The 11,825-nt window shown below is 68.1% G+C and carries 15 protein-coding genes; 3 read left to right on the top strand and 12 right to left on the bottom strand.

Annotation, left to right across the window (positions count from 1 at the left end; genetic code table 11):
• From HNV26_RS14130 to HNV26_RS14150, 5 genes are all read right to left on the bottom strand, one after another.
• Window positions 1-432 (bottom strand): DUF2924 domain-containing protein (locus HNV26_RS14130; protein WP_171452808.1); only part of this gene is annotated, 432 nt, incomplete at its 3' end.
• 114 nt (window positions 433-546) lie between these two features.
• Entirely contained in the window at window positions 547-762 is a 216-nt protein-coding gene (locus HNV26_RS14135; RefSeq protein WP_171442026.1) for a DUF6900 domain-containing protein, read from the bottom strand.
• Window positions 763-834: 72 nt separating this feature from the next.
• The gene (locus HNV26_RS14140; RefSeq protein ID WP_171442027.1) at window positions 835-1,131 is read right to left on the bottom strand and encodes a hypothetical protein; all 297 of its coding nucleotides are present in this window, start codon (window positions 1,129-1,131) and stop codon (window positions 835-837) included.
• A gap of 143 nt (window positions 1,132-1,274) precedes the next feature.
• Complete coding sequence (locus tag HNV26_RS14145) at window positions 1,275-1,712, bottom strand: hypothetical protein (RefSeq protein WP_171442028.1); 438 nt, start codon at window positions 1,710-1,712, stop codon at window positions 1,275-1,277.
• Window positions 1,713-1,720: 8 nt separating this feature from the next.
• Window positions 1,721-3,631, bottom strand: coding sequence for a hypothetical protein (locus HNV26_RS14150; RefSeq protein WP_171442029.1), 1,911 nt, complete (start codon window positions 3,629-3,631; stop codon window positions 1,721-1,723).
• Between the two features lie 215 nt (window positions 3,632-3,846).
• Here HNV26_RS14150 and HNV26_RS14155 point away from each other — a divergent pair, with 215 nt between their 5' ends.
• Window positions 3,847-4,551, top strand: a complete 705-nt coding sequence (locus HNV26_RS14155) for a hypothetical protein (RefSeq protein ID WP_171442030.1) — start codon at window positions 3,847-3,849, stop codon at window positions 4,549-4,551.
• Window positions 4,552-4,597: 46 nt separating this feature from the next.
• On the opposite strand, the gene HNV26_RS14160 is transcribed toward HNV26_RS14155, so the two are convergent.
• The 7 genes from HNV26_RS14160 to HNV26_RS14190 form a co-directional block, all read right to left on the bottom strand.
• Window positions 4,598-4,816: a phage tail protein gene (locus HNV26_RS14160; RefSeq protein WP_253816555.1), complete on the bottom strand. Its 219-nt coding sequence runs from the start codon at window positions 4,814-4,816 to the stop codon at window positions 4,598-4,600.
• Window positions 4,817-4,943: 127 nt separating this feature from the next.
• Window positions 4,944-5,267, bottom strand: coding sequence for a nuclear transport factor 2 family protein (locus HNV26_RS14165; protein ID WP_268783972.1), 324 nt, complete (start codon window positions 5,265-5,267; stop codon window positions 4,944-4,946).
• 92 nt (window positions 5,268-5,359) lie between these two features.
• Window positions 5,360-6,697 (bottom strand): phage tail protein, encoded by a 1,338-nt coding sequence (locus HNV26_RS14170; RefSeq protein ID WP_171442032.1) that lies wholly within the window; start codon window positions 6,695-6,697, stop codon window positions 5,360-5,362.
• A gap of 9 nt (window positions 6,698-6,706) precedes the next feature.
• The gene (locus HNV26_RS14175) at window positions 6,707-7,102 is read right to left on the bottom strand and encodes a hypothetical protein (protein WP_171442033.1); all 396 of its coding nucleotides are present in this window, start codon (window positions 7,100-7,102) and stop codon (window positions 6,707-6,709) included.
• A gap of 4 nt (window positions 7,103-7,106) precedes the next feature.
• Window positions 7,107-7,802 carry a hypothetical protein gene (locus tag HNV26_RS14180; protein WP_171442034.1) on the bottom strand — a complete coding sequence of 232 codons (696 nt, stop codon included), beginning with the start codon at window positions 7,800-7,802 and terminating at the stop codon, window positions 7,107-7,109.
• Window positions 7,803-7,809: 7 nt separating this feature from the next.
• The gene (locus HNV26_RS14185; RefSeq protein WP_171442035.1) at window positions 7,810-8,340 is read right to left on the bottom strand and encodes a hypothetical protein; all 531 of its coding nucleotides are present in this window, start codon (window positions 8,338-8,340) and stop codon (window positions 7,810-7,812) included.
• A 1-nt stretch (window position 8,341) separates the two neighbouring features.
• Window positions 8,342-9,871 carry a baseplate J/gp47 family protein gene (locus tag HNV26_RS14190; protein WP_171442036.1) on the bottom strand — a complete coding sequence of 510 codons (1,530 nt, stop codon included), beginning with the start codon at window positions 9,869-9,871 and terminating at the stop codon, window positions 8,342-8,344.
• Between the two features lie 236 nt (window positions 9,872-10,107).
• Here HNV26_RS14190 and HNV26_RS39275 point away from each other — a divergent pair, with 236 nt between their 5' ends.
• The gene (locus HNV26_RS39275) at window positions 10,108-10,941 is read left to right on the top strand and encodes a glycosyltransferase (protein ID WP_366816868.1); all 834 of its coding nucleotides are present in this window, start codon (window positions 10,108-10,110) and stop codon (window positions 10,939-10,941) included.
• 403 nt (window positions 10,942-11,344) lie between these two features.
• Window positions 11,345-11,821 carry a LysR substrate-binding domain-containing protein gene (locus HNV26_RS14200; RefSeq protein ID WP_436410042.1) on the top strand — a complete coding sequence of 159 codons (477 nt, stop codon included), beginning with the start codon at window positions 11,345-11,347 and terminating at the stop codon, window positions 11,819-11,821.
• Window positions 11,822-11,825: the final 4 nt, after the last annotated feature.

An 11,825-nucleotide genomic window follows, 5' to 3' on the forward strand; every position in this document is an offset into this window, starting at 1 on the left:
AACCTTCACCTCGCGCTCGGGGCGGGGGCCTACGTTGATTCGTCCAGCCTCCGCCTCCCGAATCTTCCACTGGAGGTAGTCGACGTTGCTGCTGCCCGTCGGGCGCCCGACGACTTCGCGGTACTTCTCCTGCAACTGCTGCAGCGACATTCCGGCGAAGCGCCCGCGCTGGCGAGCGGGCTGCGTGCCCTCGGCCGAGGTGGTGGCCGGTGCAGCAGGGGCCGGAGGAGGGGCGCTGGGGGCGGTGGCCGTCGCCCGGCGGGAGGGGCTGCGCCGCTTCTTGGCGGCGAGGGACTCCTCGATGCGGCGGATGAGGTACGTCTTGTTCGGGCTGCGCGTCTCCTCGCCCACCACTTCGCGGAAGCGGGCGCGCAGCTCCGTCAGGTTCATGGACTCCAGCTTCTTCGTCTTCGGGGCGGTGGTGCGGGGCATGGTGGTGTTTTACTTTCCGGGCCGTTGGTACACGTCTGCCATTCACAAGGGCGGCCGGGCGACCCTCATGCGCTGGTGCCCCGCTGGGCGGGGCGTGGGTGGTGAGAGGAGGCGCTACTTGCTGTGGGTGTTGCTGGCGGCGCTCAGGCCGGCCTGATAGGCGGCTTCGAGAGCCTCCTTCAGGCGCCACACCGCCACGTCGTGAAAGTCGAGGCTGTCGCTGTTTCGTGTTTTCAGGGTGTCGATGTTGAGCGCTTCGCTCGCGATGCGTTCGAGGGTTGCCTCGGGCGCCCGGGCAGGCTTGGCGGTGCGGGGCTTGCGGGGTGTCATTGTTTCATCCCTTGGTGCGCCTTTGGGTGGCGTGCGTGAGGCATACACGCTCTGTTGCGCGCGTATGGCAAGTCATTGTGCGCTGGGCTTTTGCAGATGCGCGAAGCACTCCAAGTCGACGGCGCGCGGGTCGACATGCACGAAGGAGGTGGTGCCGTCCGGGCGAATGGGGGCCGCGTCGATGCAGTCCTCGGCCGTGACGCCCCCGAGGCGCGCCAGCGTCTCGTTGTCATTCACGTAGTAGTCGTCCGCGTCCGGGTTGGCGTCGGGGCGGAGGCCGCCGCGCAGCACCGCGAAGATGCGGACCTGCTGTCCCTTGAGGCCGGGGATTTCGTTGCCGAGGTAGGTGGTGGAGCTGCCGATAACCATAGGTGTCTCCCTGGCGCGCAGTGGGCAGCGCGCGAAGACATACGCGCTCTGTTCTCGAGACATAGCAAGTCGAGGAGAGAGGGATTCGAGGCGCCCCGGAGTATGGCGGGCGCAGGAGGCCTTGTTTCGCTGGCAGTGTATGCCTATTGACTGGACTCCCCCGGGGCGTGGGGCTGCTCGTCGGGCGGCAGCTCGATTCGGAGGCCCTGCGGAAACCAGCGCTCGAGAGTCTCCTGCGACAGGGGACGCACGACCACCGTGCCGGCGCCGCCCCCCTTGGGCTTGAGCGTGGTGTGCAAGCGCCCGCGCTGGACCAACTCGGCATGAAGGTGGCCGACGAGGAGCCGGTGCAGGTGCCCGAAGCTGCCAAGCGCGGGATGCTCCGGCTCGCCCTCGGCCGCGCGGATGAGGAACTCGGTGGAGCTGCAGGTGGGACAGGGCGGAAGCTGAACGAGGCCGTCGTCCACGTCCTCCCGGCGCGCGACGCCGACCTCCAGGGTGTCGAGGGAGAGGCGATTGCCGCTACCGCACCGGGCGCAGCGCTGCAGCACGTCTTCAGCAGTGACTTCGTGAATGGCCATGGGCGTCCTCACGCGACCGCGGTGTACGAGCCGTACCAGTACGTCGCGGCGAGCCCTGAGAGGTTTTGGTGGCTGTAGAAGGCGAAGCCGTCTCTGTCGGGCACCATGACGGTGGGGTTGCCGACGAAGCTGCCGCTGGTGGCGTAGGGGGTGAGGGTGATGGAGGAGGGCGCGGTGGGAAAGCGACTGCGGAACGTCACCGAGCCGCCCCCAGCCAGGTTGTCGTGCGCGGCGGTGTCGCTGTTGCTGTACTGGAGGCCGAGCCGGCCCACCTCGCGCACGCTGCCCGCCATCTCGAAGGCCGTGTTGCTCGCGGTGCTACTCATGGGAATCCGCCAGGTGCGCGTCCAGGTGGTGAAGGTGACGCCAGTGTTGGCGTCGTGGAGGAACTCCGCCTCGTTGCGTGAGAGGCGAAAGCCGCCCGAGGCCGTCCCGCTGGTGTCCCGGGCCCAGGCATTTCCATTCCAGGCGGCATTGAGGGTGAACCACACCGAGTCGCTGTCGGCGTAGAGGCGCAGCCGCGCGGCGGCGCCGCCCGCACCCTGGGCGTCGAGGAGAAGGACGCGGCCGGTGCCCAGGACGGGCTGGAGGATGGCCTTGTGCTGGCCTGCCGCCGTCTCGTTGCCGCGGAAGTGCCCGCCGCTGAAGGCCGAGAGGACTTCCGCGAGGGCCGCTTCGACGGTGCCTGCCGTCAGCAGGTTGCCAGCGTCCGCGACGGAGACGGAGGAGGCCGCGTGGGCCCCCGCGCCCTGGGTGAGGTGCCCGTTGAGGAAGCCCAGAAGCGCGGCCACCTGCTGCCGCAGGCTGCTGGCGGGGAGGGTGTGAGGCGTTCCGGCCAGTGCGTCCCCTCCGACGCGAGACGCCCCGGGGCTTCCGGCCGTCGTCTCTCCAAGGCGGGTGACAACCTCCTGGAGTTGAGCCTGCACGCTGGTGCCGCTGACGTAGCCGTGGGGCGTGGCGCCAATGGCGCTGGCGTGGTGGGCCCCAGTGGCCGCGCCCTGGTGGGCATTCACGAAGCCCAGCAGCGAGGACAGCTGCGCGTCCACGGTGCCCGCCGGAAGGAGGTTGGGCGTGCCGGGCACCGCGTCCGCGCCCACGCGGGAGGCGCCCGGTGTGCTAGCGGCGGCCGAGGAGAGTTTGTCGACGACTTCGTCCACGGCCTCCTGCACGGTGCTGGAGGTGAGGAAACCGTGGGGCGCGTAGTCCACGGCACTGGCCTCGTGCCTCCGGCTGGCGCCGGAGAAGTGGCCGGCCAGCTCGGCGTCCACCTCGTCCAGCGTCGCCTGCACCGTGTCCGCGCCAGGGCTTAGGACGTCCCACGTGCCGCTCTCCACGGCCACGGAGGTGCCCCGGGCGAAGATGAAGGACTGGCGGCGGGAAGTGTCCAGGTCCGCAGCAAGAATCTGCGTCTGCCCAGGGCGGCGCCGGACGTCACACAGCAGCAACTCGTCGGGCTGGAGGGCGGGCTTGGGCGCCTGGCCGACGGGGCCCTCCGGCGCCTGGCGCACCACCAGCTCGAAGGACTCGTCGCGGCGGAAGTACACCTGCTGAGAGTTGCCATCCGTGCGCGGCTCGGACAGCAGGCGGGTGAAGCGCAGGAAAATGCCCACCCACCGCTCGCTGCCCGAGGTGGAGACGTCGGTGGGGATGCCCGACAAGTCCACTGCGCAGTCCACCGTCTGCCCGGTGCCAAAGAAGATGCGCTGGCCGAGGTTGTCGTAGGCGCGGCCCGGGGCCGTCAGGTCGACGGTGAGGTTGGGGACGGGGGAATGCGGCGCGGGCACGGCCCCGGAGATGACGCCGTGGACGCCCAAGTCTGAGGCGAGGTTTCTGTCCGCCTGCTCCAACTGCGCGAAGGCCAGGTCCAGCTCGGCCTCTGTCACGCGCTGCCTGAAGAAAAAATCCAACCGGTTGCTCATGCCTGCGCCCTCCAGATGAAGGCAAAGGCATGGCGCGAGAAATCGGGGACATTACGTAGCTGCGTTTGGCCTGACTGCATTCTACGCCTGGGAGTCCGCGAGGCTCGTACGCGGAGGTGTCCGCGATGGGGCCAGCTATGGCGCAGACTGAGGAGGGATGGATATGGCAGGCTTCACGGCTGGAGTTCCCGTCGCACGAGGTCTAGGCTTCCCACATGCACCGGTTCCTCACGCCTGTCGTGTCCTGGATGGTCTGGCTAGCCTGTGTTCTTTCTCTTCCTGCCTTTGCACAGGCAGGGGCCATGCGTCCTTACGTGCAGCCGGATTCCAGTACGGTTCCAAAGCCTCCGCCGATTAAGCGGGTCGAGCTGGTTCCCCTTGGAAACCGGGTCCCGGCCGAGCTCGATGGCATCGTGGCGGTTCTTGCCGAGCGATTCCCGGGGCTCGACATCCGTTTGAAAAGCCTTCAGCCGCTACCAGACGGCACGTACTCGAAACGCCGGGAGCAGGTCATCTGGGATGAGTTGCTGCCGAAGCTGCCAACCGCACAGGGAACCCTCTATGTGATTAACGAGGACCTCGGCGCAAATGGCGCCAACTTCATGTACGCCATCTATGACTTGCCCACAGCACGCGCCGTTGCGTCGGTGTCACGCATGCGCAGTCTGGAAGGCCTCTCCATGCCGCGTGATACTCGTCTTGAGGGAGAGGCGCTCGAACTCGCGCGTTTTCGCCTCCAGAACCAGCTCACCAGTAGCATCGCAAAGCTGATGGGCATGAGCTTTCCGTGCCATGCTCCGGTGTGTGTGCTCCGCGCGCCCGTTCGCATTCAGCACATCGACCTCAAGTCCACCCACTTCTGTGCGAAGCATAAGGCCGAGTTCGCGAAGCTTGCGAAGGAGCGGAAGCTGCGGCGGTAGGGGGCGTGCCCGCTGCCTCTGCTCGTCGCAGTAGGCCTCCGCAGAGTCAGTGCAGCGTCGTCGTCTCGCCCAACTCGCTGAGTCCCAGCTCCCAGTGCTCGGGGAGAATGGGCCGCAGGGGCTCCACCAAGTCGATGAAGTGGGTGTGGGCGGGCTTGAGGTACCCGACGAGGGTGCGCAGGCGCAGGCGCTCCGCAGGCGTCAGGAGGCGCTCCACCTCGACGTTGAAGGCGTAGCGGGCGAAGCGCTCCGAGGGGCCTGGCACTCAGTCCACGCCAAGCTCAGACTCGCAGTCGATGCGAGCCGCGATGTTCTTACCTCGGGGCATACGCGCCCCTCCGGGGAAGTACATCCAGCCGCGACGGCTCTCAGGGACAGGGCGCTTATGTGGCCTACTCGATTGGCAACCCGTGCATGCGAAGGAAGGAGAGCTTGTCCCAATAGCCGCGTTGGAAGCGGATCAACCCGTCCTCGACTTGGAAGAAGCCACAACCTCGAAGGCCGAGCGGATCCTTCCACTCCAGAATCGCCCAAGGGGCATCTTCGAGAATTTGCTCGACGATGCAGACCATCTTGGCTGCCGCGAACTCCCGCTGGAACATCTCGCGGATTCGAGCCCGGCCTTCTACGGGCTCGTTCGCCACCTGATGGTTCACCGCGTTCTCACAATAGAGGGCGACAAGCCCGTCGACATCTGCGGCGTTGAAGCGCTCCACCCACCGCTCCACCACTTGTCGGGGCCGAAGGCCCGAGCTCTTTCCTCCGTCTTCCATGGCGTGTGAGCATACCACGTGGGCGGCGTTCACCGTCAGTGCAGCGTCGTCGTCTCCCCTAGCTCGCTGAGTCCCAGCTCCCAGTGCTCGGGGAGGATGGGCGGCAGGGGCTCCACCAGGTCCACGAAGTGGGTGTGCGCGGGCTTGAGGTAGTCGACGAGGGTGCGCAGGCGCTGGCGCTCCGCGGGCGAGAGGAGGCGCTCCACCTCGACGTTGAAGGCGTAGCGAGCGAAGCGCTCCGAGGGGCCCAGCACCCAGTCCACGCCCAACTCGGACTCCCCCAGCGCGAGGGTGTCCGAGGCGAAGGGGGAGATGGCCCTCACCTCGATGCCGAGGAAGAAGCGGATGGCGTTGCGCAGGCCCAGGGCGGTGCCCTTTTGGCGGTACATGTCCACGAGGATGGCGGCCAGGCGTCGCCGGGCGAGGACGTCCAGCTCGAGCGCGAAGGGGTTGCCCATGTCCTGGAGGATGGCGTCCAGGAAGGGCTCTGGCGCGCGCTCCAGGTCAAAGACGTCGGGGAAGGCGTCCAAGTCGGAGAGCAGCAAGTCCGTCACCTCCTGGAGGCAGGAGATGAAGCGGTGCAGGTCGCCCGTCACGTCGTCGCGGCGGTTGTGGCGGGGCAGCATGTCCCAGAGCTGGAAGCTCCGGGAGGGCGGCCTGGCCGGCCGGAAGCCCGTGAGGATGGCGCGGTGGTAGGGAGCGAGCACCAGGTTGCCGTGGGCGTCCGTTACGCCCTCCACGAGGACCTCATACCCCACGTCCGGCGTCAGCTCCGTGTCGAGGGCGAGGTGGACGAGGGGGCCGTCGGCCGCGGCCTCGAGGGCGGCCACCGGGACTGCTGGCGCGCCACGAGGCGTGAAGGTGAAGCGTGCGGAGGGGGGCACCCGCACGTCCTCGTCGAAGGCGAGGCGTACCGATTTCGGCGCCAGGGCCTGGGCGCCCACGAGACGGGGCGCTGTCCTGTCCTCCACGGTGAAGGTGTACGTCTCGTCGAGGAGGTGCGCGCCGCCGGCCGTGGCCGAGACGACGCGGACGGAGACGGTGGCCTGGCTGACCAGCGGCACCGCCGGATGGAGCACCACGCGCAGGGAGTCCGCCGTCTGCGTCACCTCCGCCAGCGGCCCAGTGAAGGCGGGTTGCACCTCGATGCTGGCTCCGCCCTCGAAGGCGAGGAAGCCGTCCACCCAGACGCGCGTGGCCGCCCGCGCAACGCCGTCCGTGCCGACGTCCACCAGCTCCAGCTCCAGCGCGGCATCGATGGGGACGGCCTCCTCCCCGGGGGCTGGAGCGCGGTTGAGGAGGAGGGGCCGGCGCGTCTCGGCGAAGAGGGAGACGGTGTCGACGTAGAGGGCGGGCAGCTCAACCGTGGCCATGGGGCTTCCTCAAGGGGAGACGAGCTCCAGGCGGACGCCCACTGTGTGGACACCGAAGAGCTTCGAGACGTTGGCGGCCATGTCCGTGACGAGGCGCTCGCGGCCGGGGCGCCCCAGAGTGCGGGCGTGCTTCACCCCGTCGACGACGAGGGACGCTTCCCAGGCCAGGCCCGCCGGAGCGCCTGCCGGCACACGGAAGCGCAAGGCGGTGCGGACCAGGTCCACGCCGGTGACGTCCACGGCTTGCGTCACCTCGGTGAAGTCCCCGGGGGCCAGCTCGAAGCGGCGTCCGGGGTCCTCGTCTCCGAGGACGAAGAGGTACTCGCCCGAGGCGGGCGCGGCCCGCTGGGGCCGAATGCGGCCCTGCCCCAGGCCCAGGCGACTGGTGAAGGCGGTGAGGGCCATGGCTTCACACCTGCCGGGAGAGCTCGAGCGAGTCGAAGTAGGCCCGGCGCGTGACGTCCTTCACCGCGAAGCCGAAGCCGCCTCGGCCGGAGCTGAGAGGCTGGCTGCCGGAGTTGATGCCGAGGGCGTCGTCGATGAAGTCGGCCATGCCCGGCAGGGGCTGCCAGTCAGGAGGCGTGCCGAGCGGGTGCGCGGCCAAGTCGTTGTGGAAGGACTTGAGGACGACGTCGCCGTTGGCGTTCACAATGACGTCCAGCCGCAGGTGCAGCCAGGTGCCTTGGGTGAAGCTGGCCGAGGACTTCAGGAGGACGCCGGGGCCGTCCGCGTCGGGCAGGCCCGTGGCCACCGCACCCTTGCGGAGCACCACCCGGTGCGGCTCATCGTCGGAGAGGCCCAGGAGGTAGGCGGAGTCGTTGACGGAGGTGCCCTGGCCGCAAAGGAAGAGGAAGGGGGAGAAGCCGGTGGGGCCTCCTCCGGGCCCGCGCTGGAGGCAGCCGCGGATGCTGCCGCCCCGGGCCATGGGGGCGAAGTCCGGCAGGTTGGCGAAGAGGGCAACGGCGCCCTGCGCGGCGGTGAGGGAGTTGAAGGCGAAGAGGAAGTTGCCTCCGCCCGGGGGACGGGCAATGCCCGCCGTCACGCCCCTGTCCACGGTGGCGATGTCGAGTCCTTGATTGAGGTAAGTCCAGTCTGCGAGTGCCATGGTGTCCTCACTGCGTGGCGGCCACAGGCCACCCGGTGTCGAAGTCCTCGGTGGGCTGAGTGGTGTTGAAGAGGGCCCCGCGCGCCGTCACGTCCTCCCAGCGCCAAGCGTAGGCCTCGTTGGTGTGCCAGCGCTGCTCGAAGTCCTCCTGCGGCGAGTCGCTGAAGAGGCCCTCCACGGAAGCTGCGTCCGCCCAGTCAGCGAGGAAGGGCCCTGGGCCCCACGTCTCGACGGCCTGTCCCTCGAAGCGGTGCGGGACGAGCTGCGCGGGCGGCGGCTCGAAGAGGAAGCCGTCGTTGTCCCAACCTCGGGAGAAGGACTCGAAGCCCTCACGCTGGCCGGAGAAGAAGGCGAGGGCCACAGGGACGTCGGAGAGGGCGGCGCGCCACACGTACCAGCGCTCGAAGTCCTCGCACGCCTCCTCCGGCACGCCAACGCCCGCCAGGACTTCAAGGCGCGTCACCGCCGTCAGCGTCCAGTGCGCAGCCTCGCCGGGCCAGGCGCCCGCGTCCTCGAAACTGGGGTTGAGGAGGGCCATGTCAGAGCAGCCCTCCGGTGTCCCCGTCCTGGAGTGTGACGCTGCCCAGCACCGGCAGCTCGCGCACCGTCAGCTTCAGGTCCGCGGGCAGGCCGTTGAGCGTCAGGTCCATTCGCGCGTCGCCCAGCTTCCGGACGCCGGCCACGTCGCGGATGACGTTGAAGACGTCCGACCAGGCCACCTCTCCGGCGGGGAACCCCTGGGCGTCCTTGAGGTTGAAGCCGAAGTCGATGCGCGGGTTGGGCGTGCCGTCCGGCTCGCTGACGCGGAAGTACGCAGCCAGCGCCTGGCGGACTCGCGAGGCGACGTCCTGGGCCGAAGCGCCCTGGCGCAGGAAGAGGCGGGCGGAGACGTCCACGCGCCGGTACACCGGCTCCTGGACGCTGACCTGGAAGGTGAGGGTGCAGGGGTAGACTTCCGTCACCTGGCGCAGCACCTGGGCCTTGAGGGCTGGCGTGGGGACTCCGCCGCCCTTGGGCACCACGTAGAGGATGCCGGCGTTCTCCGGAATGCTGGCGTCCTCGTTGGACGTCAGCATGAGGGCGCGCGCCACGCTGGGCAGGCGTCGGGCGTTGATTTCGAAGTCCTCGCGGGAGACGGTGCGCGTCAGGGCCCGGAGACTCTCGGGGGCGAGCAGTTTCACCGAGGCCACCGTCTGCCTGTCCGCGCCACCCGAGGCGGGGGCGGGGTTGTGGACGGACACCTGCACCGCGTGGCCGTGGGCGTCCCGGAAGCTGCCCTCCACGACGACGAGGCGGCCCGCGTCGACGTTGCCGGCTGCGCCGCCGCCCGTCTTGTACACCACCGCCACGGTGCCGGCGGGAGGCAGGCCGTTGGTGCCGGTGCCGAACCGGACGATGGCCTTGTCCCCCTGATCCACCGAAGCAAGGAAGTGGGCGTCCGAGGCGCGGGAGTTGAGGAAGGTGTCCACCTCGGTGAAGGCACCCTGGGCGGAGGACACGCGGGCGGAGCCGTCGAGGTAGGGGGCGAAGTCCAGGTGCGCTTCGAAGTCGGCGAGGCCGCGGGCGTCGAAGAGCTGGGTGTGCGTCTTCGAGTGCTCCACCACGGCGAGGGCGTGCGGTGGGTTGGCGCCGGCTGGAATGGTGGCGGACGAGAGGAGCTGGAAGCGGACGGCCTCCGTCACCTCCTGGGTGCGAACAACGGTGCCGGCGAGGAAGGTGACGGGGGCGGCGGGAGGCTGGGCCAAGCGCAGCTCTACCTCGGCCGTGGCCGCCTGCGCGCCGTGAAGCCGGTAGCCCAGCATGCGCGCCAGGGCGATGACGTTGCGGCGCTGGGTGGCCGAAACGAGGCGAGACTCGCGGGCGAGGTGGTCCTGGTAGTTGCCAAGGACGTCGCCGACGAAGGCGTACATCTCCAGCAGCAGGTTGCCGAAGCTGGCGACGTCGAAGTCCGTCCAGTCCGGGAAGACGCTCTTCACGAGCGCGACGAGGCGCGCGCGCAGGGCGTCGAAGTCGCGGTGGGTGTAGTCGGTGGACGCGGGGAGAAGTGGCACGTCGGCGAAGGCCTCCACCGGGAGACAAAGGCCTTGGGCTGAGTTCCCTTCGGGGACATTTCAGCCGGCTTCGGGTGGCGGCGGCGTCGCTGTGGCAAGACAGTGAGTCAGCGGGGGCTCTGCGATTCTCCCGCTTCTATGTTGGCCATGGGGCGGACAAACTCGTTGGCGACATGACGCTTGCCCTCTTCAGCCGCCGTCCTCGTGGATTTCCGGTTGCTTCTGCTGCTGTTTCCTCGCTCGAACTGGAGGAGATGCCTCGATTGAAGAGCATTTCCGTCGTCGTCCCAGTTCGGGACAACCCACATGGACTCGCTCGGTTGGGAACGTGGTGGCGAGGGCTTGGTGAAGACCAACGGCCGTTAGAGCTCATCGTTGTGGATGACGCCTCTCATGTGCCTGTTGAGTTCGTAGCTGAGGAGGTTCGCATTCTCCAAGGGGGAGGCCGTGGGCCAGCATGTGCTCGCAACGTGGGGTGGCGCGCAGCAAAGGGGCCGTGGGTGGCCTTTCTTGACTCGGATTGTCTGCCTGCTGCCGGGTGGCCTGCTAGCTTCGCGGCTGGGTGGAGGGGGGAGGTTGCTGTCCAGGGCGCCGTACGGGCGATGGGAAAGGATTGGCTGTCGAGTTACTATGAGAGCCAGGGCGTCCTTCGGCCCATGGCTTGGACCGAAGATGGCCGCCCTCAGTACCTCATCTCAGCGAATTGTCTCGTGCATCGGGATGCATTGGAGCGAATAGGCGGGTTTGGAGAACGTTTTCCTCTTGCTGCCGGCGAGGACGTAGACCTGGGCTTGCGGCTGTCGCAGATAGGGGAGTTGAGGTGGTGTGCTGACGCCAGTGTGGCTCATGACTTCGAGCCTTCAATGCGCGCCTTCGTCAGACGCTTTCTCAGGTATGGACGAGGCAATCGGATGCTGGCGGAAGGGCAACCGGAGTCCACCGGAGATTTCTTCAGCCCGAGACCGTTTCTGCCGTTGTTGCGTAGGCCAGAGAACTTTCTGCTAGCTGGGCTAGCGTTCGTGGCGCTCGGTGTGGGGTGGATCCTCGAAGGCCACGGCACCAAGCCTCCTTCCAAGGGGTCACTGTAGGGGGACTGAGAGTCATCTCAGCCGTGGCCGCTTAATCTCAGCCCCTCTACACCCGCCCGCCGCCCTCAAACGGGCCCCCGTCTGTTCTATACTTTGGATCGCGTGTTCGGCATGACATAGGAGCTTGCTCGATGCATCACGTTGATGAGTACTTTGACGCGTTCAAACATGCGGCGTAGAAGTCGGTTGGTAACTGTTCAGGGTGGTGTTGATGCCCACGTCGCGGTGTGCCACCCGTGGCGATGCACACGAAAAAACTTGCGACGCTGGAAGCGAAGATTGAAAGGCGAGTTCGTGAGCACCTGGCGGCGCAGCAACTCTTGGTGAGGGCTGCGGTGGAGCGCGCATTCGCAACACGGACTGCCTCGCCAGAGGAGGCAACGCAGCGGCGAAGACGCTGGCCGTGATCCCGGTGTACACCGAAGCCTTCTCGATCGTGTGCTCGCCACGCCATCCGTTCGCGCAGCGCCGCCGCGTACGCTGGGCGGAGCTCGTCGACGCCGGCTGGGCGCTTCCGGTCCAGGGCACGCCGCTGCGGCAGCTGATGGACGGAATCTTCGTTCGCAACGGCGTCCTGCGGCCGCGGGCCGTCGTCGAATGCAGCGGCTACGAGCAGACGCGGCATGTGGTCTCGCACAGCGCGCTCGTCGGCGTGCTGCCGCGTCCGCTGGCGTTGCACGGCAAGGCGCACGGCGAGCTCGCGCTACTGCGCGCGAAGCTCGACGGCGAGTTCGCGCCGATCAGCCTGCTCTACCGCAAGGAGGTCGACCAGCCGCCGCTGGTTCTCGGCTTCGCCGGGATCGTCCGCGATCTCGCCCGGTCGATGCGTCTCGCGGTCGTCGATGCGCAAACGGCATCGATGCCGTCTCGTCGACTCTGAGCCG

The sequence above is a fragment of the Myxococcus xanthus genome (genome assembly GCF_013116825.1).
GTDB classification, from domain to species: domain Bacteria; phylum Myxococcota; class Myxococcia; order Myxococcales; family Myxococcaceae; genus Myxococcus; species Myxococcus xanthus_B.